We start from the raw sequence: 25,916 nt of genomic DNA, 5'->3' as shown, positions 1-25,916 counted from the left end.
TCAGGTCCGATCTGCGCGCGGGTCGAAGGCGTCGCGGACCCCGTCGCCGAACAGGTTGAACGCCAGGGTCGTGATCAGCAGGGCCAGGCCGGGGAACAGGGTGAACCACCAGGCGGTCGTGTAGTAGTTCTGCGCGGAGTTGATCATCCCGCCCCAGTCGGCGGTCGGCGGCGGCAGACCGAGCCCGAGGAACGACAGCGTCGCCTGGGTCACGATCACCACCGGGATCAGCAGCGTGGTGTAGACGATCACCGGGGCCAGCACGTTCGGCAGGATGTCGACGAACATGATCCGCCGATCGGGCGCGCCGAGTGACCGGGCCGCCTCGACGAACTCGCGTTCGCGCAGCGAGAGCACCTGCCCGCGGACGATCCGGGCCACCGAGGCCCAGCTGAACAGGCCGATCACCAGGACGGTGACGGTCAGGCTCGGCCCGGTGACCGAGACCAGCGAGATCGCCACCAGCAGGAACGGCACCGAGAGGACGACGTCGATCAGCCGGGCCAGGACGGTGTCGGTGATCCCCCCGAGGAACCCCGCGGCCAGCCCCAGCACGACGCCGACCCCGACCGTCAGCGCGGTCGCCACGACGCCGACGAGCAGCGAGACCCGGGCGCCGTACGCGATCCGGACCAGGACGTCCCGGCCGAGGTCGTCCGTCCCGAGCCAGAAGGTCCCGTTCGGCCCGCGGGGCAGCCCGTCCGGGGTCAGGCCGAGATCGCGGTACTGCTCGTTCGGCGGGTGCCCGGTGAGCGCGGCGAAGACCGGCGCGCAGATCGCCATCGCGATGATCAGCACGATCACGGCCAGCGAGATCATCGCGACCTTGTCCCGCCGCAACCGGCGCACGGCCAGCAGCAGCGGGCTGCGGCCCTCGATTGCCGGCGCCTCGACGGCGGTCATGACGCCTGCAGATCGGGGACGGCGGTGGACAGGTCCTCACCCAGGACCAGCGGATGCAGGCACGCCGTCCGATGCTGGTCGCCGTCCTCGAGGACCGCGACCAGCGGCGGCTCGACGAGCGCGCAATCGGCTCGCGCCTTCGGGCAGCGCGTGTGGAACCGGCACCCCGCCGGCGGGTTCGTCGCGGCCGGGATGTCGCCGCCGAGGATGATCTGCTCCCGGCTGTCGGCGGTGTCCGGATCGGCGACCGGCAGGGCGGACAGCAGCGCCCGCGTGTACGGATGCCGAGTCCGGCTGAACAACTCGTCGGTCGGCGCCAGCTCGGCGATCTTGCCCAGGTACATCACCGCGATCCGGTCGCTGACATGCCGGACGACGGACAGGTCGTGCGAGATGAACACGTAGGTCAGGTCGAACTCGCGCTGCAGATCGGCCAGCAGGTTGATGATCTGGGCCTGGATCGACACGTCGAGCGCGGAGACCGGCTCGTCGCAGATGACCAGCTTCGGCCGCAGCGCCAGCGCCCGCGCGACCCCGATCCGTTGCCGTTGGCCACCGGAGAACTCGGCCGGAAACCTGTTGTAGTGCTCGGGATTCAGCCCGACCAGCTCCATCAGCTCCTGTACCTTCCGCTTCCGCTCGAGCCCGCGCGCGATGCCGTGGATGGCGAACGGATCGCCGATGATCGAGCCGACCCGGCGGCGCGGGTTCAGCGAGCCGTACGGGTCCTGGAAGATCACCTGGATGTCGCGCCGGACCGGTCGCATCGCGCGCCGCGACAACGCGCTGATCTCCTGGCCCTCGAAGTGGACCGAGCCCGCGGTGACGCCGTACAGCTGGGCCATACAGCGGGCCAAGGTCGACTTGCCGCAACCGGTCTCGCCGACCAGCCCGAGCGTCTCGCCCTTGAACACCTCCAACGAGACCCCGTCGACCGCCCGGACCACCTCCTTCCGGCTCGTCGGGAACTCCTTGCGGACGTCGTCCACTCGCAGCAAGACCTCGTTCATGACGCGATCGCCTCGTTCCGCCGATGCGGGAGCCAGCAGGCCGATTGGTGGCGCGGGTCGCCGCCGACGTCGTCCAGCGGCGGCGCCTCGGCCCGGCACATGTCGAACACCTGCGGGCAGCGGGATGCGAACGGACACCCCTGCGGAAGGCCGATCAAGCTGGGCGGGCTGCCCGGGATCGGGGTCAACCGGTCGCCGGCGCGAGCGGGCAGCGAGGCCAGCAGACCTTGGGTGTACGGGTGGTGGTTGCGGTAGAAGATGTCCCGGCGCGGGGCTCGCTCCAGCACGGTCCCGGCGTACATGACGACGACGTCGTCCGCCATCTCGGCGACCACCCCGAGGTCGTGGGTGATCAGGATGATCGCCGTCCCGAACTCCTGTTGCAGTCGCCGCATCACGTTCAGGACCTGGGCCTGGACGGTGACGTCGAGCGCGGTGGTCGGCTCGTCCGCGATCAGCAGCGCCGGGTCGAGGGCCATCGCCATCGCGATCATCACCCGCTGCCGCATCCCGCCGGAGAACTGGTGCGGGTAGTCGTCGATCCGCTCCGCGGCGCGGGGGATGCCGACCAGCGTGAGCAGCTCCGCGGCCCGGCGGCGGGCCGCCGCCTTGCTGATCACGGTGTCGTGGGCGCGGATCATCTCGACGATCTGCCAGCCGATCCGGTAGTGCGGATGCAGGCTGGACAACGGGTCCTGGAAGATCATCCCGATCCGCGCGCCGCGCAGCCGGCGGAGCGTGGCCTGGTCCGCGGTGATCAGGTCGGTGCCGTCGAAGTACGCCGTACCGGACACCTGCGCGCCGCGGGTCAGCCCGGTGATGGTCTGCGTGGACACGCTCTTCCCCGAGCCGGACTCGCCCACGACCGCGAGCGTCTGCCCGGCCTCGACGTCGAACGACAGCCCCCGGACGGCGCGGACGGTGCCGTCCGGGGTGTCGAAGGAGACCCGCAGGTCTCGTACCTCTAGTAACGCCATCTCAGCCGCCCTGCTTGTCCTTGGTGAGCCAGACGTTGGTCGGGTCGAAGTTCTGCAGCGACGGGACGTAGACCGCGTTCTGCACCTGCTCGGCGTGGTAGTTCGCCTGCTTGTTGTTGGTGAGCGGGTAGAACGGCGCCTGCTCCATCACCCGGGCGTCGGTCTTGGCCCACAGCTCGGCCGCGGCGTCCGGGTCCTGGGCGGAGGCGGCTTCCTTGATCAGCTGGTTGGTCTCCGGGTCGTTGTAGAGACCGAAGTTGCTGCCGACCGGCGGGAACGCCGCTTCGCCGTAGAAGAGCGGTTTGAAGAAGGACAGCGCCGCGTTGCCGTACCAGTCCGCACCCCAGCCGGCCAGTGACAGGTCCCAGACGCCGCGCTTGGCCACACTCGGCACCTGCAGGTACTTGACGTAGAAGTCCGAGTTCGGCGAGGGGACGCCGGTCACCGTGATCCCCGCCTTGCCGAGATCCTGCTGGATGGTCTGGAAGCTCTTGTTGCTGCCTTCGTTCGAGTTCCGGTAGAGGAACTTCAGCGTCAGGTTCGGGTAGCCGGCCTCGGCGAGCAGCTGCTTGGCCTTCTCCGGGTCGTACGGGTACAGGTCGGTCTGCTTCGAGCCGAGGATGACGTCGGGGAGCACATGGGTCAGCGGCGGGTTGAGGGTCTTGCCGCCGAGGACCTGCAGGATGTGGTCGCGGTTGATCGCGTAACTGATCGCCTGCCGGACCTTCACGTTCGCCAGCGCCTTGTTGTTGTTCGGCGAGGCCGTGTTGTAGATGACGTACGGGTTCGAGCCGGCCGTGTCGCCGAGTTTGAGTTTCGGGTCCTTCTTCGCCTGCAGCGCGGGCAGCTGGGACGGCGGCGGCGCCACGTCGAACTCCATGTCGGCGGACGGCGTACCGGTCTGCAGCTGCTGCTGGATCGAGTCCTGGGTGAGGCCCTGGGTGACGACGATCTTGTCGACGTACGCCTTGCGGACCGGGTCGGTGGCCGGATCCCAGGCCGGGTTGCGGGAGTAGACGATCGACTTGCTCGGCGTCCAGGAGTCGACCTTGTACGGGCCGAGGGCCGGGTAGTTGTTGCCGAGCTCGGTGGACGCCGGGAGGTACTCGAGCGCTTCGATCGGCGCGGGGGAGAAGGCGGGCAGCGTCAGCATGTCGACGAAGTAGCTCGCCGGCTGGGTGAGGTGGAAGACGACCGTGCCGTCGTCCTTGGCCTCGACACCGGGCAGCGGGGTCTTCTCGAGGTAGTCCCGGATACCGGCGACGGTCTTCGGCGCCTTCGCGAAACCGGCGGCGAACTGGTTGTAGCCGACCAGCAGGTCGGCGAAGTCGGGGCTGCCGCCGAACGGCTGCACCGGGTTCGCCGTCCGCTTGACCCCGCGGACGACGTCCGCCGCGGTGACCTGGCGGGCGGGCGACGTACTCCACTTCACCCCCGAGCGGAGCTTGATCGTGTAGGTCTTGCCGTCGGCGCTGACCCCGCCGTTCGCGGTGGTCGGGAGCTCCTGCGCGAGATCCGCGACGGGTGTGGTGTTCTTCCCGTTCGGATCGGCCGGGTAGGTGAACAGCTGCCGGCTCCACATCCGCAGGCTCAGGTAGCCGACGGAGTAGTAGCTGAGGTTCGGATCCATGTAGTCGACGTCCTGCGCGCCGAGCATGTTCAGCGTGCCGCCGACGACCGGGGCGCCGGCGGTACCACCGGCGCCGGTGGGCGATCCGCCGCCGCTGCTGCAGGCGGCGAGCACCAGGCTCGCCACGGCGGCCAGGGATACGGCCGCCAGCCTTCTCTTCGCCATCTTTGTCCTCCTCCAGGACTGGATGTCTTGGAAAGTAGGACTTCCGGGCCCGGCCGGAACCGCGGTCAACGAAGCGTCAAGGAGTTGTCACATGGCGTGCGGGGCGGACATTGCGGATTCATGACAGCCGTAATCGGCGTCCGGACCGGTCGTGCGCGACACTGGAGGGGTGGCACACAGCCTGTTGCTGGTCGACGACGAGCCCCGCATCCGCCGGGTACTGCGGCTCGCCCTGGAAGACGAGGGCTACGAGGTCGCCGAGGCGGCCAACGGCATCGACGCGCTGACCGCGCTCCGGCGCCAGCCGCCGGACGTCGTCCTGCTGGACATCATGCTGCCCGACCGGGACGGGTTCACCGTCTGCCGGGAGATCCGCCGGGCGAGCGACGTCCCGGTGATCATGGTGACCGCGCGGACGGACAGCCACGACGTGGTGGCCGGGCTGGAGGCGGGCGCGGACGACTACGTGACCAAGCCGCTGGTGGCCAAGGAGCTGTCGGCGCGGATCCGGGCGTTGCTGCGCCGGGTCGAGCCGGCCAACGCGCGCCAGCCCGACGTCCTGGTCGTCGGAGACCTGACCATCGACATCCCCGGCGCCGAGGTGACGCGCGGCGCCGAGGTCCTGCCGCTGACGCGGACCGAGTTCAAGCTGCTCGCCGAGCTGGCCGGGGCCGAGGGCCGGGTGCTGTCGCGCGAGCAGCTGCTGTCGAAGGTCTGGGGGTACGGCTACTTCGGGGACAGCCGGATCGTCGACGTCCACATCCGGCGGCTGCGGCTGAAGATCGAGCACGACCCCGCGAGTCCGCAGCACCTCGTCACGGCCCGCGGCCTTGGCTACCGCTTGGTCGGCTAGTGCCGCGCTTGAAGCTGCTCGGCAGGGCCAGTCTGCGTGGCCGCGTGATGATCGCCTACGGGCTGCTCGCGCTCGGGTTGTCGTCGGTGCTCGCGGTCGTCACCTGGAACATCGTCTCGAAGTACCTGACCGAGGAGCGCGAGACGTCGTCGTGGGTGCAGACGAAGGACAACGCGGCCGCGTTCCGGTTCGGGATCTACGGGTCGCCGACGTCGTGTATGCCGGTCCGCGAGCGGTCGGACTGCGGCGTCGTCGAGGCCCGGCCCGGGGTCAGCGTGATGTCGCTGCTCAGCACGCTGCCGTCCACCGACTCGGCGGCCTCGATGGTCTACTTCGGGAACGAGTGGTACTCGCTGGCCGGCCGGCCGGAGGATCTGCCGCCGGAGCTGATCCGCGACGTTCGCGGCGGGACGGCGGGTGATGCGCGGCTCACGATCAACGGGCAGCGGGTGCTGGTGGTCGGCGTCCCGGTGAGCCGGCCGGGGGAGGCGTTCTTCGAGTTCCACCCGCTGACCCAGCTGGACGACACGCTGCGGACGCTGAAGATCACGCTGGTCGCGGCGGCGATCGCCACCGCGCTGATCGGCCTCGCGGTCGGGCGCCTGGCCAGCACGCTCGCGCTGCGTCCGCTGGCCGAGCTGACCAAGGTCGCGGACGCCGTCTCCCGCGGCCGGCTGGACGCGCGCCTGGACGCCGAGGACGATCGCGATCTCGGCGGCCTGGCCCGATCGTTCAACCAGACCGCCGCGAACCTGGAGCGCCGGGTCGAGGCGGACGCGCGGTTCGCCGGTGACGTCAGTCATGAGCTGCGGACGCCGCTGATGACGATGCTGAACTCGATGCAGCTGATCCAGAACCATCGCGCCGAGCTGCCCGAGCCCGTCCGTGAGCCGGTCGATCTGCTCGGGGACGACCTCGAGCGCTTCCGCCGGCTCGTCATCGACCTGCTGGAGATCTCCCGCGACGACGGCGGCGATCGCGGCAGTCGCGAGCAGGTCCGGATCGCCGACCTGGTGCGCGCCGCGGCCGATGCGACCGCCGGCCGCCCGGTCACCACTGTCGCGCCCGGCGCCGAGCTGCTGATCATGCAGGCCGACAAACGCCGCCTCGAACGCGTCGTCGCCAACCTCGTCGAGAACGCCGAGGACCACGCCGGCGGCTGCAAGGGCGTCACTGTCGAACCCGGCGGCCTCGGCGTCGTCATCACCGTCGACGACGCCGGCCCCGGGATCGCCCCCGAGGACCAGGACCGGATCTTCGAACGCTTCGGCCGCGCCGAATCGTCCTCGAGGGGCCGCGGCGTCGGCCTCGGGCTGGCCATCGTCGCCCGCCACGTCGAATGGCATCAGGGCGCCATCCGCGTCAGCACCCGCCCGACCGGCGGCGCGCGGTTCACCATCGATCTGCCCGCGCACTAATTCGGCTGACGGGGTTCAGCCGGGCGGTTACCGTGGGGGCATGGCTACTTGCCTCTGTGTCTAGGTACGCGACCCGCTTCCGAACCAGAAGTGTGTCCGCATACCATCACAGAGAGTTACAGTTATGATCACTGTCAGTGGTGTAGATCTTCGCGTCGGCGCGCGGTTGTTGCTGGCCGGCCTGACGTTCCACGTCGGCCCGGGGGACCGCGTCGGCCTGGTCGGGCGGAACGGCGCCGGCAAGACGACGTTGTTGCGGGCGCTGGCCGGGGAGGACCGGCCGGCGGCGGGCAGCGTGACGGCGGTCGGGTCGGTGGGTTACCTGCCGCAGGACCCGCGGGCCGCCGACCCCGAGCTCACGGTCACCGATCGGATCCTGTCGGCGCGCGGCCTCGACACCGCCGTCCGCGATCTGCGCCGGGCCGAGGCGACGATGAGTACGGCGTCCGGGGCGGCGCAGGAGCGCGCGATGGCGGCGTACGCGCGGGCCGAGGCGCGGTTCCAGGCCGGCGGCGGGTACGCGGCCGAGGCTGAGGCGGCCCGGCTCGCGGGCGGGGTCGGTCTGCCGGTGCGAGCGCTGGAGCAGCCGGTCGGGGAGCTGTCCGGCGGGCAGCGCCGCCGGGTCGAGCTGGCCCGGATCCTGTTCGCGCAGCACGACACGCTGCTGCTCGACGAGCCGACCAACCACCTGGACGCCGACTCCGTCGTCTGGCTGCGGTCGTTCCTGCTCGGCTACCCGGGCGGGCTGGTCGTGATCAGCCACGACCGTGAGTTGCTCAAGGCAACGGTCAATCGGGTCTTCCACCTCGATCCGCAGCGGACAACGATCGACGTCCACAACACCGGCTGGACGAAGTACCTGCAGCAACTCGAGCTGGACGAGCGGCGGCGCGCCCGCGAGCGGGCCGTCGCCGAGCGCAAGGCGACCGCTCTGCACGCGCAGGCCCGCAAGATGCAGGCCGGCTCGAACACCGCGGTCGCCGCCCGCAACATGGCCCGTCGCGCGGACCAGCTGCTCGCCGGCGTCGAACCGGTCCGGCGGACCGAGCGGGTGGCGAAGATTCGCCTGCCCGAGCCGGCGCCGTCCGGTAAGACTCCGCTGACCGCCCGCGGCCTGCGCAAGGCGTACGGCGGTCTGCAGGTGCTCGACGGCGTCGACCTCGCCATCGATCGGGGCAGCCGCGTCGTCGTCCTCGGCCTGAACGGCGCGGGGAAGACGACCCTGCTCCGGCTGCTCGCCGGGCGCGAACTGCCGGACGCCGGCCAGGTCGTCCCGGGTCACGGACTCCGGCTCGGCTACTTCGCCCAGGAACACGACACCCTGGACCTGGCCGGCACCGTCCAGCAGAACCTGGCCGCCGTGGCCCCCGGCCTCACCGACGGCGAGGTCCGCAACGTCCTGGGCTCGTTCCTGTTCAGCGGCGACGACGTCGACAAACCCGCCGGCGTCCTCTCCGGCGGCGAGAAGACCCGCCTGGCCCTGGCCGGCCTGGTCCACTCCGGCGCCAACGTCCTCCTCCTCGACGAGCCCACCAACAACCTCGACCCCGCCTCCCGCGACGAAGTACTGGGCGCCGTCGGCAACTACCCCGGCGCCACCGTCATGGTCACCCACGACGAAGGCGCCATCGAGGCCCTCCGCCCCGACCGCGTCCTCATCCTCCCCGAAGCCACCGAAGACCTCTGGTCCGACGACTACCTCTCCCTCGTCTCCCTAGCCTGACGAACCCCATCCACCAACAGATCGAGGTGACCGCGATGCTGCGCGGTCTCCTCGATCACCGTGGGGGTAGTTCATCGGTCGAGGGTTACGGTCGCGGTGAGGATGCGGTGGTCGGAGCAGGGGCCGTTGCAGGATTGGGAGATGGCCAGGGAGTCGGCGGAGTAGGGGCCGGCGAGGTGGTTCTTGCGGACGAAGATGAGGTCGATCTTCGCGGGGTGGCCGCAGGCGCCGGACGTGTTGTTCTCGGTGGTGGCTTCGCCGTAGCCGGGGCAGGCGGGGTCGGTGTCGTCGAGTTCGCGGTAGGCGCCGCGGTTCTGGTTGTTGTGGTCGGTGTCGAGGTCGGCGTCGTAGTACTTGTCGAGCCGCGCCCAGCTCGGCTGGGCGTTGAAGTCGCCCGCGACGACCGTGGTGTCGCCGTTGGCGTTGTGCTGTTCGAGTGTGGCCAGCACCTTGTCGAGCTGGGCGACGTTCGTGCTGTACGGCGTTACGTGCACCGCGCAGATCCGCAGCTTCGGGCGGGCGACCAGCGGCGCGCACAAGAGCTTGCGCTGCTCGACCGTCTCGTCCTGGGGAAGCAGCACGCTCTGCGCCGTCCCGAGCGGGAACTTGCTGAAGATCGCCTCGCCGAATGCCTGCCCGCCGCACACCGTGTCCCGCTGCGCCGCGAACCGCGAGAAGTTGGTCGCGTCCTGCGGCCAGCCGGCCGCGGCGAGCCGGCGCTGGATCTCCTTGTACTGCTGCCAGCAGACCTCGGTCAGGACGACGAACTCCGCGCCCCGCGCCTGGATCGACGAAACCGCCCCGCTCACCATGCCGGTGGAGATCGAGGCCTTGTTCATCACCCAGCCCGAGACGTTCCAGCTCCACACCCGGTACGCCGTCCCGGCGGCCGCGGCTGGGGTGATCGAACTGAGTACCAGACCGAGCGCGATCAGGACTCCGGCGAGACGGCGCATGTGATTCTCCTCGGGGGCGGTGGAGGTTGCGACGGAGTTTACGTTACCCTCGACGTATGAACAGTTCTGCAGATGTGCAGGGTCTTGACGAATGTGCGGTGCGGCTCGTCGATCCGGAGCGGGTGGCCAGTGTCAACGACCGGATGCCGGCCGAGGACGCGATCGTCGACACCGCCGACGTGTTCAGTCTGCTCGGCGATCCGCGCCGGCTGAAGCTGCTGGTCGCGTTGCTGGACGGCGAGCTGTGCGTCTGCGACCTGGCCGCGGTGACCGGCCTGAGCGAGTCCGCGACGTCCCATGCCTTGCGGCTGCTTCGCGCGCATCGAGTCGTCGCCGCCCGGCGGGACGGGCGGAACGCCTTCTACCGGCTGGACGACGCGCACGTGCGGATGCTGGTCGACCTGGCGGTGGCGCACACCGAGCACACCGACGCGATTCACCCGGAGCGCTGACATGGGCGAAGCAGGACACGGGCACGGCCACGGCCATGCGGTCAGCGCGGAGGCGGACCGCAAGCTGCTGAGCGGTGCGCTCGCGCTGATCGTCGGGTTCATGCTGGTGGAGGTGATCGTCGGGTTCGCGGCCGGGTCGCTGGCCCTGATCACGGACGCCGCCCACATGCTCACCGACGCGATCGCGATCGTGCTCGCGCTGGTGGCGATCCGGCTGGCCGCGAAACCGCCGGTCGGCGGGTACACCTACGGTTTCAAGCGGGTCGAGATCCTCTCCGCCCAGGCGAACGGCATCACGCTGCTGCTGCTCGCGGTGTTCTTCGTGTACGAGGCGATCAACCGGATGATCCACCCGCCGGAGGTGAAGGGCGCGCTGGTCCTGATCACCGGTGTGGTCGGCATCGTGGTGAACCTGATCGCGACCTGGCTGATCAGCAAGGCGAACCGCTCCAGCCTGAACGTCGAGGGCGCGTTCCAGCACATCCTGAACGACCTGTTCGCGTTCATCGCGACCGCGATCGCCGGTCTGGTCGTGCTGCTCACCGGCTTCGCCCGCGCCGACGCGATCGCCGCGCTCGTGGTCGCCGCGCTGATGCTGAAGGCCGGCGTCGCGCTGGTCCGCGACTCGGGCCGGATCTTCCTCGAGGCCGCCCCGGCCGCGATCGACCCGCAGGCGCTGGGCGCCGAGCTGTGCGCGATCGACGGCGTCGTCGAGGTGCACGACCTGCACGTCTGGGAGATCACCTCCGGTGAGCCGGCGGCGTCCGCGCACGTCCTGGTCGCCGAGGGGCTCGACTGCCATCAGATCCGGGTCCGGATCGAAGAGCTACTGGCTGAGCGGCACGGGCTGACCCATTCGACGCTCCAGGTCGATCACGCCACCGGCGAGGAGATCGCGGCCCACTGCTCGGATGCGCACGGCACCGTGCACCGATCCATCACAGCCGCTGGACGAGGACCTGACCTGGCCAGTCCGGCGCATTGAGCCGGCTGACGACGAAGGCGGCGTCCCGGGTGAAACCCTGCGACTCGTAGTACCGGACGAGGGCGCCGTCGTTCCCGCCGAAACAGTCGACGCGGACGAGGCTGATCCCGGCGTCCCGGGCGAGCTGCCGCGCGTGGTCGAGCAGGACGCCGCCGATCCCAGAACCGGACGACGCCCGATCCGTCACCAGCAGTCGCACGTACACCTCGGGCTCGTCGACCGGCGGGATCGGCGGCTGCGCGGGCCCGACCGCGAGCGCGCCGACGACGCGACCGGCCTGCTCGGCGATCCAGAGCTGGCCCGCCGCGGCGAACCCGGTGACCTGGTCGATCCGGCGCTCGCTGGTCGAGTGCGGCTCGGTGCCCCACTGGTCGGTGCGGCCCTGGGCGACCAGCCATTCGGTCGCCTGGTCGAGCAGCGTGAGCACCGCCGGTACGTCGTCCCCGGTGCCGAGCCGAATCGTCATCTCCATATTCGTCAGAATAGTTCGCCGTACGATGTCGAAATCGGTCCGTCGGTCTCTACCAGTAGATGTAGAGAGGAGCTCACCGTGAGCACACAGAAGCTGGACAAGACCTTCACCGCGCCGCTGCTGCAGAGCGAGGCCAAGGGCGGCTGGACCTACCTGCAGATGCCCGGCTCGGCCGAGTACTTCGGCACCCGCGGGCTCGTCAAGGTCAGCGGCACGATGGACGGTCACCCGTTCGAGAGCTCGTTCATGGCGCTCGGTGACGGGACGCACAAGCTCCCGGTGAAGGCCGAACTGCGCGCGCTGCTGGCCAAAAACCCCGGTGACGAGATCACCGTGCACCTCACGGAGCGACGCTGACCGGGTGGTGATCGTCACAGAACGTCATGTTCTGAGTAAGGACTGTGTGAAGAATCAGTGCTGACGGCCGCCTCGACTGGGGATCATCCGGCCCGGACCGTAAGTTCGGATCGGGTGGTTCGTCGAGATGGGGAGTGAGCGAAGTGCAACGGGGCTCAGCAAGCGTGCCGTCGGCATGCCCGCAGTCACCGGGGTGGATGTCATGACGATTCTCAACAAAGTGCTGGGCGCGGCCGGTGTGGTCTTGTTACTCGCCGGTGTGGCGCTCGGGTTCCGCTCGGTCTCGTCCAGCGGTGCGAACTGCGGGTCCGCCTTCCGGGCCGCCGCCGGGATCACGCCGATGACGTGTGACAGCGCGCTGAACAGCGCCGGCACGCTGGTGACCGTGGTGATCGGGATCGGCGTGGTCTTCCTCGCCGCCGCGCTGACGGTGAACCGCCTGCAGGCGCGCGCCGCGAGCTGAGCTCGCAGCGACATGCGGATCGGCTGCTCCGGACAGTAGTTCAGCCTAAGATGACTGATGACGACCACGGAACAGCTAGAACACACTGGCTGTTGCCGAGTTACGGAAGCTGGGGAGATTTCGTAACTCGTCGGTGTTGAATGCAACGTTCGCCAGGGGGGCTGGGAACGGTGATCCGAGTATTGCTCGGGCATCGCGGCGCATTGCTGAGGGGTGCATTGGCCGCGGTGTTCGCTACCGAGAACGATCTACAAGTCGTGGCCGTACTCGACCACGGGGACGACGTACTGCCGGCGTCCGCGCGGGAGCGGCCGCATGTGCTGGTGCTGGATGCCTGCTTGCCGGGCGTCGGCATCGAGACGCTCGCGCGGCGGTCGCCGTCCAGTGGGGTGCTGGTGCTGATGGACCGTGAGCTGTCGGCGGCCGCGAGCCTGCGGCTGGTCCGGCAGGCGCCGCGGGTCGGGCTGATCGCGACCGACGCCTCGCCGGACGACCTCGTCACGGCGATCCGTGACATCGCCGACGGCCGTCCGGTGCTCGATCCGCACCTGGCGCTGGCCGCGCTGCGCGTCGGCGACAACCCGCTGACCGACCGCGAGTGCGAGGTGCTCCGGCTGGTGACGACCGGCGCGACCGCGCAGGAGGTCGCCCGCAAGCTGTGCCTGAGCGCGGGAACCGTGCGCAACTACCTGTCCCGGATCCTCGCCAAGACCCAGGCGCGGACCCGGATCGAGGCGATCCGCAAAGCCGAGCGAGCCGGCTGGATCTGAGCGTCGTAGGGTGGCCGCTATGGGTTTCACCGGGTTCCCGGCGGCGGCGCTGGACTTCTACGACGACCTCGAGCTGGACAACAGCAAGACGTACTGGACGGCGCACAAACACGTCTACGAGGAGTCGGTCCGGGCGCCGATGGTCGCGCTGCTGGCCGAGCTCGAGCCGGAGTTCGGCGCGGCGAAGGTGTTCCGCCCGTACCGCGACGTCCGGTTCGCGCGGGACAAGACGCCGTACAAGACCCATCAGGGCGCGTTCATCGATCTCGCGCCGGCCACCGGCTGGTACGTCGAGGTCGCGGCGCCCGGCGTCCGGGTGGCGGCCGGGTTCTACGAGGCGAGCTCGGAGCGGCTGGCCCGGGTCCGGACGGCGATCGACGACGGCCGCCGGGGCAAGCAGCTCGAACGGCTGCTGGCCGAGCTGACCGCGGCCGGCTGGTCGGTCGGCGGCGGCCGGCTGAAGACGACGCCGCGCGGGTACGCCGCCGACCATCCGCGGATCGAGCTGCTGCGGCACAAGTCCCTGACCGTCACCAAGTCGTACGGCTTCGAGCCGCTGATCCACACCGCCGATCTGGCCGCCGAGATCCGCGCCGACTGGAAGTCCACGCAACCGCTGCTCACCTGGCTGACCGACAACAGCTAGCCGCGGAGATCGCCTTTCTAACCGGCGTCCCGCAACACGATCAGCGGTCGCCCGGTCAGCCGCTCGACGAACATCCGCCAGGCCATCGCATCCCCCTGCGCCTGCAGATGCCCCAGATGCGGCACCGCGACCGCGATCGCCCCCGGGTTCTCCAACTCGGTCCGAACGATGGTCGCCAACCCGTCCGGCACGCCCTCATGAATCCCCGGCGCCTCGACCACGATCGCGCCCACCTGGAACCCACCGCCCCGAGCCGCCTCGTCCAGCGCCTCACTCACGTCGATCCAGTCCTGGATGTCGCGAGTGAGCGATCCGTGCACATAACAGTGCAGCGTCACCGTCGCCGACCCGATAGCTCCCATACGAAGACGGTACGGAGCGTGAGTGCTGTCGTACCATACGAACTTGGGGGCTCGGAGTCGGCGTCGATGCGACCTGTTCGCACCCCGTCGTTCCCTTAAGCGCCCGAAAACGAGAGGTTGTGGATAAGTGCCGAGAGCCTCCGGCCCCCCAACCGTCCGCCTCCGCCGCCTGGCCGCCGAGCTCAAGAACCTCCGGACCGCGGCGCACCTGACCCGCGAGCAGGTCCAGGAGCAGATCGGCGTCAGCTCCGGGACCCTGTGGCGGATCGAGAAGGGCCAGGCCAAACCCCACAACGGCACGCTCGAGACGCTCTTCGACCTCTACGACGTCCCGGCCGCCCGGCGGACCGCGCTGCTCGACCTGGTCAAGGACGCGAAGTCGCCCGGCTGGCTCCGGCAGTACCGCCGCATCCCCGACGAGCTGACCGACGGCTACGCGACGTTCATCAGCTTCGAGGCCGAGGCCAAGATCATGCACAACCACGAGTCCCTGCTCGTCCCCGGCCTGCTGCAGACCGAGGAGTACGCCGCGGCGACGATGGAGGGCGGCGTCGCGATGACGGCCGAGGCCCTCGAGCGCCGCGTGCGGATGCGGATCGAGCGACAGACGAACCTGACCGAACGCCGCGAGAGCGGCGACCCGCTCCAGTTCTGGGCAGTCCTCGACGAAGGCGCGCTCTGGCGCCAAGCAGGCAGCCCCGGCGTGATGCGCCGCCAACTGGCCAAACTGATCGAGGAAGCCGAACGGCCCAACGTCACCGTCCAGGTCATCCCCTTCGAAAAAGGCGTCTACCCAGGCGTCGGCGGCCCCTTCGTCCGCCTCATCTTCGCCGGCGCCCCCGACCTGGTCTACGAAGAACGCCTCGGCGCCGACCTCTTCCTCGAACTCGAAGAAGAGATCGACCGCTACAGCCACGCCTTCGACCAAATGCGCGCCCTCGCCCTCAGCCCCCGCGACACCATCGCCCACATAGCCCACCTGATCGCCAACTGAAGGAGGCATGACGAGTGCCTAGGCGGGTGGGGCCTCCGACTGTTCGGTTGCGGCGGCTGGCGGTGGAGTTGAGGGAGTTGCGGGCTGCTGCGCGGCTGACGCGGGAGCAGGTGCAGGAGCGGGTCGAGATCAGTTCGGGGATGTTGGCTCGGGTTGAGCGTGGTCAGGCGAGGCCGCCGGGTGGGACGCTCGAGGCGCTGCTTGATTTGTATGGGGTTGGGGCGGCGCGGCGTGCTGAGCTGGTGGAGCTGGTCAAGGCGGCCAAGTCGCCTGGGTGGTTGCGGCAGTACGGGGCGACGACAGATGCGTTGACCGGGGGATATGTCACCTTCATCAGCTTCGAGGCGGAGGCGAAGTCCGTCCAGAACTATCAGCCGTTGCTGGTGCCCGGCTTGCTGCAGACCGAGGAGTACGCGCGGGCGTCGATCACGCACGGGGCGATGCTGCCTGAGGAGGCTTTGGAGCGGCGCGTCCGGATGCGGATGGAGCGGCAGGCCGTGCTGACCGCGCGCGAGGGTGGTGAGCCGCTGCAGTTCTGGGCTGTTATCGACGAAGCGGTTCTCCGGCGCGCCGTCGGCGGCCGTGATGTCATGCAGCGGCAGCTCGGTCGTCTTGTCGAGCTGTCCGAGCGGCCCAACGTCACGCTGCAGGTGATTCCCTTCGAGGCCGGCGCGTATCCGGGTATGGTCGGCTCCTTCGTCCGGCTGATCTTCGGTAGCGCGGCGCCCGACCTCGTCTACGAAGAACGCGTCGGCACCGACCTCTTCCTCGAGCTCGAGGCAGAGCTTGATCGCTACGGCGACGTCTTCGACAAACTCCGGGTCGAAGCGCTCAGCCCCCGCGATACCACTATGTTCATCTTGCAGATCCTTGCCGAGAGGTCGTGAGCAAGTGCCCAGAGCGTCCGGTCCGCCGACGGTTCGGTTGCGGCTGCTGGCTGCCGAGTTGCAGCAGCTGCGGACGGCGGCGCGGCTGACCCGCGAGCAGGTGGAGGAGCAGGCCGGCGTCAACCAGGGGACGCTGTGGCGGATCGAGAAGGGGCAGGCGAAACCGCAGAACGGGACGCTGGAGGCGTTGTTCGATCTGTACGACGTGTCGGCGCCGCGCCGGAGCGAGCTCTTGGAGCTGGCCCACGCGGCGAAGACGCCAGGGTGGACGCACAACGCGACCCTGCGACTCGAGGATGCCGGGTACTCGGCGTATGTCGCCTTCGAGGCTCAGGCCAAGGCGATGCACAACTACGAGTCGATCTATGTGCCCGGCTTGTTGCAGACCGAGGAGTACGCCCGCGCCTCGATGGTCGACGGGCCGCCGATGGAACGTGCGGTGATCGACGCCCGCGTGGAGCTCCGCATGGATCGGCAGCTGGTTCTGAACCGCCAGGGCGACGGCGTCGAGCCGCTGCAGTTCTGGGCTGTGGTGGACGAGGCGTTGCTGCATCGCGAGGTCGGCGACCGATCGGTCCTGCGCCGGCAGTTGCAGAAGCTCGTCGACGAGGCCGAGCGGCCCAATGTGACGTTGCAGGTCATTCCGTTCAGCAAGGGCGCCTACCCGTGGATGAACGGCGGCTTCGTGCGGTTCGTGTTCGGCAGCGTCGCGCCCGACCTCATTTACGAAGAGCGCCTCGGCGGGACAGTCTTCATGGAACGCGAGGAGGAGGTCGACCGCTACGGCTTCGTGTTCGACCAGTTGCGCGCGCGGGCGCTCAGCCCGCGCGACACCAGCGCGTTCATCGCGAAACTGCTGGCCGGGTAGGTCAGAGCTCGAAGTCGCGCCGGATACTGGTGAGGATGTCGCGGGTCTGGTTGGGCGGCGGCGCCGCGACGCAGAGGGCTTCCATCGTTGCGGTGTAGTGGTCGACGTCGTCCTGCTTGTCCAGGTAGAGCGCGCTGGTCAGATGCTCGATGTAGACGACATCGGCCAGATCCTGCTCCGGGAACCGGAGGATGCTGTAAGCGCCGCCGGACGCGGCATGTCCGCCCGCGGCGAAGCCGATCACCTGCAGGGTGACATTGGACAGCTGGCTCATCTCGATCAGGTGGTCGAGCTGCATGATGGCCGTCTTCACGCCGCCGATCGGACGCCGCAGCACGGCTTCGTCGATGACGGCCCACAGCCGGACGGGCGACGGCCGGGTCAGGATCTCCTGCCGGCTGACCCGCAGGCTGACGCGGCGCTCGACCTCCTCGGCCGAGATCATGCCGCGACCGAGCTGGACGACGGCGCGGATGTACTCCGGGGTCTGGAGCAGACCGGGGACGAACTGCAGCTCATAGGTACGGATCAGCGCCGCGGCCGACTCGAGCCCGAGGTAGGAGTTGAACCAGGACGGCAGCACGTCGCCGAAGCGGTGCCACCAGCCGGGGTTGTTCGCCTCGCGGGCGAGCGCCAGCAGCCGCTCCCGCTCGTCGCCGTCGTCCAGACCGTAGAGCGTGAGCAGGTCGCGGACGTCGCGCTCCTTGAAGCCGACGCGGCCGAGCTCCATCCGGCTGACCTTCGACTCCGATGAGCGGATCTCCCACCCGGCGTCCGACCGGCTGATCCCGGCGGCCTCACGCATCCGGCGCAGGTGCGCTCCGAGGATGATGCGAAGCGCTGTCGGTCCGCTTTGCGCGCCCGACTCGGTCACACTCACCTCCGGCCCCCAGTGGCTCTGTTCTGCCGATCTCTCCCCTGCAGGCAGACATCATCGCACGCCCGCACCTGAATCTGCCGAAGTTCTTACATAAGCCACGCGATTCGGCAACGGCTGTGACTCACCGTGAGAAACAGTGCTCGACCGGCATCTCATTTGTCAAGACAAATCGAACCGGTCAGATCTCGGCGAACGGTGTTCGACAGACCCTGCCGGGACCGGTTTCAGGCGTGAACGGGGTCAACTTGGTCTCGAAACGGAAAACGTGCGGATGCACGTGCATCGGGCGCTTGCATTCGCAGCGTGCCGACGCCATAGTTGATTCATGCACAGAAGGTGAGCTGAATCTCGCGAAACGTGACCATCCACGTTCCGCGGCGATCCGGCAGGCCGGTCCTACAGATCGCTGGCGTCCCGTGCGCCGGCATGACTGGTTGGGGAACCCGAGTCGATGAGCGACTACGACAGTGAGGCAGCAGAACACACCGCCGACATGAGCGGGCGTGCGCCTGACGAGCTGACCGAGCGGGAGATCCAGGAGCTGGTGGCGCGCTGCCCCGAGCAGCAGCGCTGGGCCTTCGAAGGCTGGCTGCGCGGGGTCCGTCAACTCGACGGCGATCCCATCGTGAGCACGGCATGAGTCCCGACCGAGGAGGACGGAAAATGGTACGCATCTGGCTGGGTGACCACCTGATCGCGGAGTACCTGGCCGACCCCGACCGGGCCTCGCGGTACCAGCGGGTGATGACGCCCAAGTTCACCGGGCTGCGGATCACCGTGGACAACACCGCCACCGGTAAGGCCTCCGAGCTGCCGTCGAGCGAACAGCTCTGGCCGCTCACCGTGCAGTAAGACGTAGGCAGTAGAGCGTAGTAAGACAGAGAAGCCTCTCTGGTAACACCGAAGGCCGGCCCTCCCTCCGAGGGCCGGCCTTCGACGTTGTGCGGGCTGCTGCGGACAGGGCCCGAGAAGACATGGAAAGGGCCCCTTCGTCACTCGCCTGGCGAAGGGGCCCTGGCTTTCCGGTTGAGGCGCCGGAAGACTCTGTTCAGACCAGGGAGTCGAAGTCCCCGTCGTGAACGCCGCCCAAGAACGCCTCGATCTCTGCCTTGGTGAACACCAGCGCCGGTCCATCGGTGTGACGCGAGTTGCGCATCGCCACGCCGCCGCCCGGCAGCTTCGCCACCTCAACGCAGTTGCCGCTCGGGTTGCTCCGCTGGCTCTTGAACCACGCCAGCTCGGAGTTCGCGTCGCCTGGCATGCCGTTGTAGATAGCAGTCATCAGCTGCACCTTCCGTTGCCTTGGTCGTATCGCCTTGGCCGTTTGTCCTCGGCATATGCACGTGCATTTGGGATTGCATTTGCATCGTACATGTTCGAGGGGTTCGTGTCTGCTCCATTACCACGTGTGATCGAAGTGAGGTGAAACAAGCGTTGGAAGGGGTCTGTCGGTCGCGCCGGGTGAGCGTTCCGGCCGGTTCCCGGCGGCTGCGCATGTGATCCCGGGGGATGGGTACGGGCGGGGGGCAGGTATGACCGTGGTTCAGCTCCGAGCTACGCCGTGACAACCGTCGCGAGGTCATCCACATGAAGAACAGCAGCGCCGTACGTACTCCGATGCAGTGCACGACCGCGGCCGATCGAGCCGCCCGCGAGGCCGCCACCCGGGAGCTGATGGAAGCCCGGGCCGCCAGCACCGACGAGTTCGAGCGTCAAGAGCTTCTCGAACAGGTCATCGAGCTGAACCTGGAGATGGCCCGCGGGATCGCCCGCCGGTTCCGTGGCCGGGGCGCCGAGGCGGACGACCTGGAACAGGTCGCCTACCTCGGGCTGGTCAAGGCCGCGCACCACTACCGGCTGGAGGCGGAGACGCCGTTCATCGGCTTCGCCATCCCGACCATCCGCGGTGAGGTCAAGCGGTACTTCCGCGACTGCGCCTGGACCGTGCGGATCCCGCGCCGGTTGCAGGAGATGCAGGGCACGATCGCCACCAAGCTCCCCGAGCTGGAGCAGGAGCTGAACCGGGAGCCGACCCCGGCCGAGCTGGCCGAGCATCTGGAGGTCGAGGTGACCGAGGTCGAGCAGGCGATGGCGGCCAAGGGCTGCTTCAACGTCCTGTCGCTGGACCGCCCGGCCGAGACGGACGCCGACCTGACGCTGGCCGACGTCGTCGCGGACTCCGACGACACCAGCATCGACCAGCTGGAGACGGTGGAGATGCTGCAGCCGGTGCTGTCCGACCTGAACGACCGCGAGCGCCGCATCCTGCACCTGCGGTTCGTCGAGGGCTGGACGCAGTCCGAGATCGGTAAGGACATCGGCGTCAGCCAGATGCAGGTCTCCCGCGTGCTGCGCAAGACGCTGGACGACCTGCGCGGCAAACTCGCCCCGCTCCCCGCGGCGGCCTGATCGACGGCCCGGGGCGGTACGGCGTACCGGCGGGCCGCCCCGGCGTCGGTACGCCGACCCTGCCGTCAGACTCCGCCCATGACCCGACTCGCCTGTGCTCGTTTGTCACTGCGAGTGCCGGCGACCGGCACAATGAGGGTTGACAAGCGGATGGAGTCGGTGGTTTGGCGTTCCAGATGTTCAGGACGGTACCGGCGGACGCGGTCGCCATCGTGCGGGCGTACCCGCCGATGGTGGTGTGCTTCGCTGCCGCGCTGACCGGTACTGCGCTGGTCTTCGACATCTTCTACCTGGTCGCGAGCCCGGGTATCGCGCTGGCCCTCGTCTACACGGTCCCGGTGCTGGCCGGCCTGATCGCCGGTCTGGTCGCCGCGGCGGACGACGTCGGCCTGGAGCGCCGGGTGCTGCTGCACACGGTCGGCGCGGCCGTCGTCCTCGGCATCACCAACGCGGTCGTCGTCGCGATGCTGGCGGCCATGAGCCGTACCGGCCCGTCGGACTGGGCGGACGGCGGCCAGGCGGTGCTCTTCGCCGCCTGCTCGGTCTTCGCGGTCGCAGCCTCGATCAACGTCTGCCGCCGGCTGATCGATGCGCTCGGCATCGAACTCCGCACCAAGCTGCCCCGCCGCGACGCCCGGCCCGCGCCGGTGGTCGCCGTCACGCCCGTCAGCAAGGAGGCCGCCGCACGCGCCGAGCCGCCGCTGCCTCCACCACCACCTCCAGCCGTGCCAGCGGCAGCGGCAGCGGAGGAGCAGACCGTGCCGGCCTACGTTCCGCCGCCGCCGAAGGTCGTCGACCTGGACGAGGCCCGCACGGTCACCCCGTCGGTCGGCGGCCACGCGTCCGCCCGCTCCCGGCGTACGTCGTCCCGCCGACCGAACAAGCCGGGTCGGCGTCCGGGCTACTGAGCGCAGGTCTGATCGCGCGTCGGCAGGACGCCGCTCTTCAGGTACGCGATCACCTTGCCGTCCGCGCAGTCGTTGCCGTACTCACCGAAGACCCCGTGCTTGCGCGCGCCCTGCACGGTCAGCACCCGCGACCCCTTGATGCCCTGCCGTAGGACGGCGGCATTCGCGTGCAGCGTCCGCGGGTCGTGCTCGGCCGCGACGATCAGCGCACGCTCCCCGTTCGCGATCCGGGTCGGCGGCTCCTGCGGTGCGACCCGCCAGAATGCGCACGGCGAGATGCCCCGCGTCAGGGTGCCGAAGTGCGGCTCACTCGCGCGGTGCGTCTGGATGTCGCGCCAGTACACCTGCGGGTCACGCGGCGCGGCCCGGTCGCCACAGGCGATCGCAGTCTGCGCGCTGATCAGCTGCGACATCAGCGGGGAGAGGACCGCATCGAGGAAGCCGCCGAGGTTCGCATCCGGCTCGATCGGGCCGTCGACGGCCTTGACCAGATTCTTGATCAGCACAGCGGCCTCCCCGCGGCCCTGATCGCGGTCGTCGTTGAGCGACGCCCAGAACAGGATCGGCAGCAGCCCTTCCCCGACCTTGTGCCGGCCGATCTCCAGCTCCTGCCGCTCGACGTGCCGGTACACACGGTCGATATTCGCCAGCACCTGCCGCTGCGTCGCTCCGAGCCCGTACGTCGAGTTCCGCGCAGCTGCCCAGGTAGCCCAAGCCCGCAAGTTCTCCTCGTTGGTCGGCCCGACCTGCCGGATCAGCCGCGGCCCGTAGGTGTTCGGGTCGACCGGCCCGTCCAGCACGACCCGATCGGTCCGCCCCGGGAACATCTGCAGATAGACAGCCCCTAAATAGGAGCCGTACGAGTACCCGAGGTAGGAGATCGTCCGCTCGCCGAGCGCACTCCGGACCCGGTCCAGGTCTCGTGCGGTGTTCCGCGTGTTGATGTACTGCAGAACCGACCCAGCCGCCGCCGTACATCGCTGCGCGACATCGGCCTGAATGGCGACCGAGCGCGCGTACGACGTCCGCGTGCTCCCCGCTGCCCACGGCCAGGCGGCGAAGGGTAGCTTGCAGTCGATCGGCGTACTGCGGCCGACGAACCGCGGGTCCAGCCCGATCAAGTCGTAGTGCTGCCCGACAACCGCCATCACCTCCGGCCGCTCGATCGGCGCGGCCAGACTGGGCCCGCCGGGACCGCCGTTGTTGATCACCAGCGCACCGATCCGCTCCCCACGGGCCTTCACCCGCGACAGCGCAACAGTGATCTTGCGGCCGTCCGGCCGCCCGTAGTCCAGCGGCACCTCAAGGTCGCCGCACTCGGCCCCAGCCGCGTCGAGTGCGGCTCCCTCCTCGTCATTCGCGTCCAACGCGCACTGATGCCATCGGATCGCACTCGCATCAGGCGCGGCGACGGCCGGCGTACCGGTCGAGGCGCCGAGCAATGCCAGCGCCAGCAGAATCTTCATCTGTCCCCTCCAACTCGAAGTCACTGCCGACGCTAAGCAGCACCAAGCCGCGCCACAGTCGCCCGAGCACCCCGGAGGGGGTAGTTCCAGCGCTACCCGACAACCGCCCGAACGTGCCACGGTCCGGTGCCCGGCGCTTGCTGGGCCGACCACGTCGCGACGCCGTCCGCGGTATGCGTCAGTACGACGAGTTTGCTCGCGGAATCGGCGTACACGACCGGGTCGTCGCCCGCCGGGGCCGGTGCGTTGCTGGTCGCGTCGCGGACGATCGTGGCGTGCCACGGGTCGGAGCCTGGCCGGTCCTGCCAGCCGTGCAGGATGCGCTGGTCGGTGGTCCGGACGAAGTACGTCAGCTTGCCGCTGTGGTCGAGGCTGATCGCCGGGTCGCCCGCGAGCTGTACGGTCTCGACGCCGTCCGTGTCAGTCGTCGGTGGGACGACGGTCGACTGCCAGGTGTCCGCACCGGGGCTGGACTGCCAGCCGTGCTGCAGCTGACCGTCGGCACCACGGACGAAGTACACCAGCTTGCCCGACACGTCGAGCGCGACACTGGGGTTTCCGACGACACCGGATGCCGCCAGCGTGCTCACCACCCACGGACCGGTGCCGGGCGCGGCCTGTCGGCCGTAGCGGAGCTGTCCGTCGGCGGTCCGGGCCAGGAAGGTGATGCGGCCCTGGACATCCTGTGCGACGACCGGCTCACCGGCGAGCTGGATCTGCTGGCCGTTGCCGTCGCGGATGATCGTCGCGTGCCAGGTCGAGCTGCCGGGCTGGTCCTGCCAGCCGTGCAGCAGCCGGCCGTCGCTGGTGCGGACGAAGTACGTGAGTTTGCCCCGGGCATCAATCACCGCTCCGGGTCGGCCGGCCGGCTCGACGGTCTCGACGCCGTCATGGTCGGTCGTCGGCTCGATAGTTGCCGAGAGCCACGGTCCGGCGCCCGGGGTGGTCTGCCAGCCGACGCGCAGTTTGTGGTTCGGCGTCCGGGCGAAGTAGTACGCACGGCCGATCGAGTCGGCCGCGGTGGCCAGAGCCTCGCCCGGGACGACGCTCTCCGGCGGGTCGATCGTGCTGACCGACCAAGTCGTCGCGGCCGGCGCAGTCTGTTGAGTCAGCTGGACGCCGCCGTCCGGGGTCGCCTCGAAGCGCAGCAGCCGACCTGCCACGTCCTGGCCGGCCGAGGATCCCGGGCTGGCCGTCGCGCCGATCACCTTGTTGTACCGGTACGGCGTGAACGTCTTGAAGTAGCTGTTCGACCAGATCCGCTCCTCGGCGATCTTGCCGAAGTCGTACTCCTCCCGGACCTTCGGCCGGGTCCGCGCGGCATCGGCCCAGCCGACGAACAGTCCGACGTGGTTGACGCCACCCGACTGCCGCCACAACGCGTCACCCGGTTGCAGGTCGTCGGCGCTGATCCGCCGCATCACCGACGGCAGGCTGCCGGTGTTGAGCGAGCTGCCCAGATGCCAGGCCATCGAGAGGAAACCCGAGCAATCGCGGCGATAACTGCCGAACTCGTTGACGTGCGGGCTCGCGGAGTCCTGGCTGTACGGGACCTTGTCCCGGATCCAGGACGCCGACCGGAGCAGGATCTCCTGGCGGGAGAGCGCGCCGTTCGCGACGCTCTGGACCTGGTGCTCACGAGCCTGAGCGGTAGTCGGCGCGACCAGCGCCGAGCCGAACAACAGGGCAGCTGCGATGAGGAGGCGGATTTTCACCCCGCCGATCCTCGCCCGCGCCCAGCCCGCTGAGAACCTGTTCGAACACCCTCGAAGTCCCCTTCGACGCTGTTCGAAGGGACACTGGATGCGTGGTGTGGGACCTGATCGTCGTCGGGGCCGGACCAGCCGGGGCGGCGACCGCGCTCGGTGCGCTGGCCGCTGCGCCGAAGCTGTCGGTCCTACTGCTCGATCGACAGGACTTCCCGCGCGACAAGGCCTGCGGCGATGGCATCGCACCGCACGTCTTCGATCTGCTGGCCGCCGTCGGCGTCACCGGGTTGGTCGACGACTGGACGCCGGTACGCCGTTTCGTCCTCACCCACGGCCCGATCGGCGTCGACCGGTTGATGGCCCGGCCGAACTGGGTCGTCCCGCGCGCCGTCTTCGATCAGCGGCTGGTCGCGGCTGCTCAGGCTGCCGGGGCTGAGCTGGTCCGACAGCGCGTCCGGAACCTCGACGTCAAGGCAGACTCCGTCACCGTTGACGATCTGCACGCGCGCTATCTCGTCGGTGCCGACGGCGCGCATTCGCTGATCCGGCGCGAGCTCGGATTGCCGCCGGCGGATGCGGCCCTGGCGATCCGCGGGTATGCGCCGACACCGCCTGAGCGGGCGGCCAGCCAGGTGATCGCGTACGGCGGCGGCCGGCAACCGTCGTACGCGTGGTCCTTCGACCGCGGCGACGGCTGGTCGAATGTCGGGTACGGCGAGCGGCTGGTCGCGGGGCGCGCGCACCCGACCCGGGCCGATCTGCTCGCTCAACTGGAGGCGTTGCTGCCCGGCGCGACGGTCGATGCTGGCCAGTGGTGGGGACATCATCTGCCGCTCGCCGGCTGGTCGTATCGGCCGCGCCCGGGGCGCGTCCTACTCGCAGGCGACGCCGCCGGGCTGATCAATCCGATGACCGGCGAAGGGATCTACTACGCCATCGCGACCGGCCTGCTCGCCGGTCGCGCGATCGCCGAGGCCAAGGACTCCGAAGCCGGGACGCGCTACCGACAGCTCACGCGTCGGCTCCTCGCCCGGCACTTCCGCCACACCGCGCTCACCGCGCGGCTGACCGAATCGCGGCACATCCTGGACGCCGGGATCCGCGCGGCCGCCGCCGATCAACGGACCTTCGACGACCTCGTCGAGCTCGGGTTGGCCGATGGGTTGATCACCGGCCGGCTGCTGCGCGGTCTGCTCGGGCGAGCTGCTCCGGGCTGAGTCGCGCCGGGGTCGCGATCTCCAGCGCGGCCTCGACCCGCTCGATCGGCCAGTCGAGGACGTCGGCGAGCGCCGCGCTGTCGAGCAGCCGGCCGCACTGCCGGACGACCGCGAGCACGCTCAACGCGTCGTCCACGACCTGGAACCCGGCCCCGCCGCTCATGTCGTCGGCGAGCTGCTGGAAGAAGGACGCCATCCGGCCAAGGCGATGGCCCGCCGCGCTGTCGGGGCCGAACAACGCGACGCCTTTGGCGGCGATCTCGGCCCAGCCGAGGTTGGTCTCGGAGCTGACCTGCCAAGCCTGCTGCCAGACGTCGGCGGCGATCACGTAATGCTGCAGGCGGCGCTGGGGGGGGGGGGGGGGGGGGGGGGGGGGGGGGGGGGGGGGGGGGCGGGGGGGGGCCGAGCGCCGCAGCGCGAGGGAGAGCTAACCGAC

Annotated in this window: 29 protein-coding genes; 17 read left to right on the top strand and 12 right to left on the bottom strand. The window is 69.4% G+C overall.

The window, feature by feature from the left end; genetic code table 11:
- The 4 genes from ACZ6ZD_RS23810 to ACZ6ZD_RS23795 are packed head-to-tail and all read right to left on the bottom strand — an operon-like array spanning position 1 to position 4,685.
- Positions 1 to 903, bottom strand: coding sequence for an ABC transporter permease (locus tag ACZ6ZD_RS23810; RefSeq protein WP_465675585.1), 903 nt, complete (start codon positions 901 to 903; stop codon positions 1 to 3).
- Positions 900 to 1,913, bottom strand: coding sequence for an ABC transporter ATP-binding protein (locus ACZ6ZD_RS23805; protein WP_465675583.1), 1,014 nt, complete (start codon positions 1,911 to 1,913; stop codon positions 900 to 902). Before ACZ6ZD_RS23805 ends, ACZ6ZD_RS23810 begins: the two co-directional genes overlap by 4 nt.
- Positions 1,910 to 2,890, bottom strand: coding sequence for an ABC transporter ATP-binding protein (locus ACZ6ZD_RS23800; protein ID WP_465675581.1), 981 nt, complete (start codon positions 2,888 to 2,890; stop codon positions 1,910 to 1,912). Before ACZ6ZD_RS23800 ends, ACZ6ZD_RS23805 begins: the two co-directional genes overlap by 4 nt.
- Position 2,891: 1 nt before the next feature.
- A complete protein-coding gene (locus ACZ6ZD_RS23795; protein WP_465675579.1) occupies positions 2,892 to 4,685 on the bottom strand; it encodes an ABC transporter substrate-binding protein in 1,794 nt (597 codons plus the stop codon).
- Positions 4,686 to 4,854: 169 nt separating this feature from the next.
- Here ACZ6ZD_RS23795 and ACZ6ZD_RS23790 point away from each other — a divergent pair, with 169 nt between their 5' ends.
- The 3 genes from ACZ6ZD_RS23790 (at position 4,855) to ACZ6ZD_RS23780 (ending at position 8,679) form a co-directional block, all read left to right on the top strand.
- Entirely contained in the window at positions 4,855 to 5,538 is a 684-nt protein-coding gene (locus ACZ6ZD_RS23790) for a response regulator (RefSeq protein WP_465675577.1), read from the top strand.
- Entirely contained in the window at positions 5,538 to 6,956 is a 1,419-nt protein-coding gene (locus ACZ6ZD_RS23785) for an ATP-binding protein (RefSeq protein ID WP_465675575.1), read from the top strand. The genes ACZ6ZD_RS23790 and ACZ6ZD_RS23785 overlap by 1 nt, the downstream gene beginning before the upstream one ends.
- 124 nt (positions 6,957 to 7,080) lie before the next feature.
- Entirely contained in the window at positions 7,081 to 8,679 is a 1,599-nt protein-coding gene (locus tag ACZ6ZD_RS23780; protein WP_465675573.1) for an ABC-F family ATP-binding cassette domain-containing protein, read from the top strand.
- A 71-nt stretch (positions 8,680 to 8,750) separates the two neighbouring features.
- On the opposite strand, the gene ACZ6ZD_RS23775 is transcribed toward ACZ6ZD_RS23780, so the two are convergent.
- Entirely contained in the window at positions 8,751 to 9,635 is an 885-nt protein-coding gene (locus ACZ6ZD_RS23775; RefSeq protein WP_465675571.1) for an endonuclease/exonuclease/phosphatase family protein, read from the bottom strand.
- A gap of 56 nt (positions 9,636 to 9,691) precedes the next feature.
- Between ACZ6ZD_RS23775 and ACZ6ZD_RS23770 the strand changes: the two genes are divergently transcribed.
- Both ACZ6ZD_RS23770 and ACZ6ZD_RS23765 read left to right on the top strand, forming a co-directional pair.
- Positions 9,692 to 10,087 (top strand): ArsR/SmtB family transcription factor, encoded by a 396-nt coding sequence (locus tag ACZ6ZD_RS23770; RefSeq protein WP_171671792.1) that lies wholly within the window; start codon positions 9,692 to 9,694, stop codon positions 10,085 to 10,087.
- Position 10,088: 1 nt separating this feature from the next.
- The gene (locus tag ACZ6ZD_RS23765) at positions 10,089 to 11,072 is read left to right on the top strand and encodes a cation diffusion facilitator family transporter (RefSeq protein WP_465675569.1); all 984 of its coding nucleotides are present in this window, start codon (positions 10,089 to 10,091) and stop codon (positions 11,070 to 11,072) included.
- Here ACZ6ZD_RS23765 and ACZ6ZD_RS23760 read toward each other — a convergent pair.
- Positions 11,026 to 11,544, bottom strand: coding sequence for a GNAT family N-acetyltransferase (locus ACZ6ZD_RS23760; RefSeq protein WP_465675567.1), 519 nt, complete (start codon positions 11,542 to 11,544; stop codon positions 11,026 to 11,028). The two genes, ACZ6ZD_RS23765 and ACZ6ZD_RS23760, sit on opposite strands and share 47 nt — an antisense overlap.
- 78 nt (positions 11,545 to 11,622) lie before the next feature.
- On the opposite strand from ACZ6ZD_RS23760, the gene ACZ6ZD_RS23755 reads away from it, so the two are divergent.
- The 4 genes from ACZ6ZD_RS23755 to ACZ6ZD_RS23740 all read left to right on the top strand — a co-directional run bounded on the left by ACZ6ZD_RS23755 (position 11,623) and on the right by ACZ6ZD_RS23740 (position 13,780).
- Complete coding sequence (locus tag ACZ6ZD_RS23755; RefSeq protein WP_465675565.1) at positions 11,623 to 11,901, top strand: DUF1905 domain-containing protein; 279 nt, start codon at positions 11,623 to 11,625, stop codon at positions 11,899 to 11,901.
- 202 nt (positions 11,902 to 12,103) lie between these two features.
- Positions 12,104 to 12,364 carry a hypothetical protein gene (locus tag ACZ6ZD_RS23750; RefSeq protein ID WP_465675563.1) on the top strand — a complete coding sequence of 87 codons (261 nt, stop codon included), beginning with the start codon at positions 12,104 to 12,106 and terminating at the stop codon, positions 12,362 to 12,364.
- 170 nt (positions 12,365 to 12,534) lie between these two features.
- A complete protein-coding gene (locus ACZ6ZD_RS23745; protein WP_465675561.1) occupies positions 12,535 to 13,134 on the top strand; it encodes a response regulator transcription factor in 600 nt (199 codons plus the stop codon).
- A gap of 19 nt (positions 13,135 to 13,153) precedes the next feature.
- Positions 13,154 to 13,780, top strand: a complete 627-nt coding sequence (locus ACZ6ZD_RS23740) for a DUF2461 domain-containing protein (RefSeq protein ID WP_465675559.1) — start codon at positions 13,154 to 13,156, stop codon at positions 13,778 to 13,780.
- A gap of 17 nt (positions 13,781 to 13,797) precedes the next feature.
- On the opposite strand, the gene ACZ6ZD_RS23735 is transcribed toward ACZ6ZD_RS23740, so the two are convergent.
- Positions 13,798 to 14,142 carry a hypothetical protein gene (locus tag ACZ6ZD_RS23735; protein ID WP_465675557.1) on the bottom strand — a complete coding sequence of 115 codons (345 nt, stop codon included), beginning with the start codon at positions 14,140 to 14,142 and terminating at the stop codon, positions 13,798 to 13,800.
- A gap of 127 nt (positions 14,143 to 14,269) precedes the next feature.
- Here ACZ6ZD_RS23735 and ACZ6ZD_RS23730 point away from each other — a divergent pair, with 127 nt between their 5' ends.
- The 3 genes from ACZ6ZD_RS23730 (at position 14,270) to ACZ6ZD_RS23720 (ending at position 16,891) form a co-directional block, all read left to right on the top strand.
- The gene (locus ACZ6ZD_RS23730) at positions 14,270 to 15,136 is read left to right on the top strand and encodes a helix-turn-helix domain-containing protein (protein WP_465675555.1); all 867 of its coding nucleotides are present in this window, start codon (positions 14,270 to 14,272) and stop codon (positions 15,134 to 15,136) included.
- Positions 15,137 to 15,198: 62 nt separating this feature from the next.
- Complete coding sequence (locus tag ACZ6ZD_RS23725) at positions 15,199 to 16,023, top strand: helix-turn-helix domain-containing protein (protein WP_465675553.1); 825 nt, start codon at positions 15,199 to 15,201, stop codon at positions 16,021 to 16,023.
- Between the two features lie 4 nt (positions 16,024 to 16,027).
- On the top strand, positions 16,028 to 16,891 hold the full coding sequence (locus ACZ6ZD_RS23720; RefSeq protein ID WP_465675551.1) for a helix-turn-helix domain-containing protein: 864 nt from the start codon (positions 16,028 to 16,030) through the stop codon (positions 16,889 to 16,891).
- A 1-nt stretch (position 16,892) separates the two neighbouring features.
- Here ACZ6ZD_RS23720 and ACZ6ZD_RS23715 read toward each other — a convergent pair whose 3' ends face one another.
- Complete coding sequence (locus ACZ6ZD_RS23715; protein ID WP_465675549.1) at positions 16,893 to 17,765, bottom strand: helix-turn-helix domain-containing protein; 873 nt, start codon at positions 17,763 to 17,765, stop codon at positions 16,893 to 16,895.
- A 457-nt stretch (positions 17,766 to 18,222) separates the two neighbouring features.
- Between ACZ6ZD_RS23715 and ACZ6ZD_RS23710 the strand changes: the two genes are divergently transcribed.
- Positions 18,223 to 18,411: a hypothetical protein gene (locus tag ACZ6ZD_RS23710; RefSeq protein ID WP_465675547.1), complete on the top strand. Its 189-nt coding sequence runs from the start codon at positions 18,223 to 18,225 to the stop codon at positions 18,409 to 18,411.
- A 23-nt stretch (positions 18,412 to 18,434) separates the two neighbouring features.
- Positions 18,435 to 18,623 carry a hypothetical protein gene (locus tag ACZ6ZD_RS23705; RefSeq protein WP_465675545.1) on the top strand — a complete coding sequence of 63 codons (189 nt, stop codon included), beginning with the start codon at positions 18,435 to 18,437 and terminating at the stop codon, positions 18,621 to 18,623.
- Positions 18,624 to 18,819: 196 nt separating this feature from the next.
- Here the strand turns inward: ACZ6ZD_RS23705 and ACZ6ZD_RS23700 are convergent, their stop codons facing one another.
- The gene (locus ACZ6ZD_RS23700) at positions 18,820 to 19,053 is read right to left on the bottom strand and encodes a DUF397 domain-containing protein (protein WP_465675543.1); all 234 of its coding nucleotides are present in this window, start codon (positions 19,051 to 19,053) and stop codon (positions 18,820 to 18,822) included.
- Positions 19,054 to 19,358: 305 nt separating this feature from the next.
- On the opposite strand from ACZ6ZD_RS23700, the gene ACZ6ZD_RS23695 reads away from it, so the two are divergent.
- Together ACZ6ZD_RS23695 and ACZ6ZD_RS23690 are read left to right on the top strand one after the other, a co-directional pair.
- Positions 19,359 to 20,180 (top strand): SigB/SigF/SigG family RNA polymerase sigma factor, encoded by an 822-nt coding sequence (locus ACZ6ZD_RS23695; protein WP_465675541.1) that lies wholly within the window; start codon positions 19,359 to 19,361, stop codon positions 20,178 to 20,180.
- A 176-nt stretch (positions 20,181 to 20,356) separates the two neighbouring features.
- Positions 20,357 to 21,088, top strand: coding sequence for a hypothetical protein (locus tag ACZ6ZD_RS23690; RefSeq protein WP_465675539.1), 732 nt, complete (start codon positions 20,357 to 20,359; stop codon positions 21,086 to 21,088).
- Here the strand turns inward: ACZ6ZD_RS23690 and ACZ6ZD_RS23685 are convergent.
- Both ACZ6ZD_RS23685 and ACZ6ZD_RS23680 read right to left on the bottom strand, forming a co-directional pair.
- On the bottom strand, positions 21,082 to 22,554 hold the full coding sequence (locus ACZ6ZD_RS23685; protein ID WP_465675537.1) for an alpha/beta fold hydrolase: 1,473 nt from the start codon (positions 22,552 to 22,554) through the stop codon (positions 21,082 to 21,084). The two genes, ACZ6ZD_RS23690 and ACZ6ZD_RS23685, sit on opposite strands and share 7 nt — an antisense overlap.
- 92 nt (positions 22,555 to 22,646) lie before the next feature.
- Positions 22,647 to 24,269, bottom strand: a complete 1,623-nt coding sequence (locus tag ACZ6ZD_RS23680; RefSeq protein WP_465675535.1) for a DUF8189 domain-containing protein — start codon at positions 24,267 to 24,269, stop codon at positions 22,647 to 22,649.
- Positions 24,270 to 24,361: 92 nt separating this feature from the next.
- Here ACZ6ZD_RS23680 and ACZ6ZD_RS23675 point away from each other — a divergent pair, with 92 nt between their 5' ends.
- Positions 24,362 to 25,480 carry an NAD(P)/FAD-dependent oxidoreductase gene (locus ACZ6ZD_RS23675; protein WP_465675534.1) on the top strand — a complete coding sequence of 373 codons (1,119 nt, stop codon included), beginning with the start codon at positions 24,362 to 24,364 and terminating at the stop codon, positions 25,478 to 25,480.
- Here ACZ6ZD_RS23675 and ACZ6ZD_RS23670 read toward each other — a convergent pair.
- Entirely contained in the window at positions 25,431 to 25,808 is a 378-nt protein-coding gene (locus ACZ6ZD_RS23670; protein ID WP_465675532.1) for a hypothetical protein, read from the bottom strand. The genes ACZ6ZD_RS23675 and ACZ6ZD_RS23670 overlap by 50 nt on opposite strands.
- Between the last annotated feature and the right edge of the window lie 108 nt (positions 25,809 to 25,916).

Source organism: Kribbella sp. NPDC104218 (genome assembly GCF_055584105.1).
Note: the sequence above shows the minus strand (reverse complement) of the source record. Positions and strands in the feature narration are given on the sequence as shown.

Excerpts from the sequence above, each read along its gene's own strand:
- ACZ6ZD_RS23810 (WP_465675585.1), bottom strand. The coding sequence starts at position 903 with ATGACCGCCGTCGAGGCGCCGGCAATCGAGGGCCGCAGCCCGCTGCTG.
- ACZ6ZD_RS23750 (WP_465675563.1), top strand. The coding sequence starts at position 12,104 with ATGACGATTCTCAACAAAGTGCTGGGCGCGGCCGGTGTGGTCTTGTTA.
- ACZ6ZD_RS23695 (WP_465675541.1), top strand. The coding sequence starts at position 19,359 with ATGAAGAACAGCAGCGCCGTACGTACTCCGATGCAGTGCACGACCGCG.
- ACZ6ZD_RS23685 (WP_465675537.1), bottom strand. The coding sequence starts at position 22,554 with ATGAAGATTCTGCTGGCGCTGGCATTGCTCGGCGCCTCGACCGGTACG.
- ACZ6ZD_RS23710 (WP_465675547.1), top strand. The coding sequence starts at position 18,223 with ATGAGCGACTACGACAGTGAGGCAGCAGAACACACCGCCGACATGAGC.
- ACZ6ZD_RS23775 (WP_465675571.1), bottom strand. The coding sequence starts at position 9,635 with ATGCGCCGTCTCGCCGGAGTCCTGATCGCGCTCGGTCTGGTACTCAGT.
- ACZ6ZD_RS23780 (WP_465675573.1), top strand. The coding sequence starts at position 7,081 with ATGATCACTGTCAGTGGTGTAGATCTTCGCGTCGGCGCGCGGTTGTTG.
- ACZ6ZD_RS23770 (WP_171671792.1), top strand. The coding sequence starts at position 9,692 with ATGAACAGTTCTGCAGATGTGCAGGGTCTTGACGAATGTGCGGTGCGG.
- ACZ6ZD_RS23805 (WP_465675583.1), bottom strand. The coding sequence starts at position 1,913 with ATGAACGAGGTCTTGCTGCGAGTGGACGACGTCCGCAAGGAGTTCCCG.
- ACZ6ZD_RS23800 (WP_465675581.1), bottom strand. The coding sequence starts at position 2,890 with ATGGCGTTACTAGAGGTACGAGACCTGCGGGTCTCCTTCGACACCCCG.
- ACZ6ZD_RS23740 (WP_465675559.1), top strand. The coding sequence starts at position 13,154 with ATGGGTTTCACCGGGTTCCCGGCGGCGGCGCTGGACTTCTACGACGAC.
- ACZ6ZD_RS23705 (WP_465675545.1), top strand. The coding sequence starts at position 18,435 with ATGGTACGCATCTGGCTGGGTGACCACCTGATCGCGGAGTACCTGGCC.
- ACZ6ZD_RS23795 (WP_465675579.1), bottom strand. The coding sequence starts at position 4,685 with ATGGCGAAGAGAAGGCTGGCGGCCGTATCCCTGGCCGCCGTGGCGAGC.
- ACZ6ZD_RS23765 (WP_465675569.1), top strand. The coding sequence starts at position 10,089 with ATGGGCGAAGCAGGACACGGGCACGGCCACGGCCATGCGGTCAGCGCG.
- ACZ6ZD_RS23760 (WP_465675567.1), bottom strand. The coding sequence starts at position 11,544 with ATGGAGATGACGATTCGGCTCGGCACCGGGGACGACGTACCGGCGGTG.
- ACZ6ZD_RS23690 (WP_465675539.1), top strand. The coding sequence starts at position 20,357 with ATGTTCAGGACGGTACCGGCGGACGCGGTCGCCATCGTGCGGGCGTAC.
- ACZ6ZD_RS23735 (WP_465675557.1), bottom strand. The coding sequence starts at position 14,142 with ATGGGAGCTATCGGGTCGGCGACGGTGACGCTGCACTGTTATGTGCAC.
- ACZ6ZD_RS23700 (WP_465675543.1), bottom strand. The coding sequence starts at position 19,053 with ATGACTGCTATCTACAACGGCATGCCAGGCGACGCGAACTCCGAGCTG.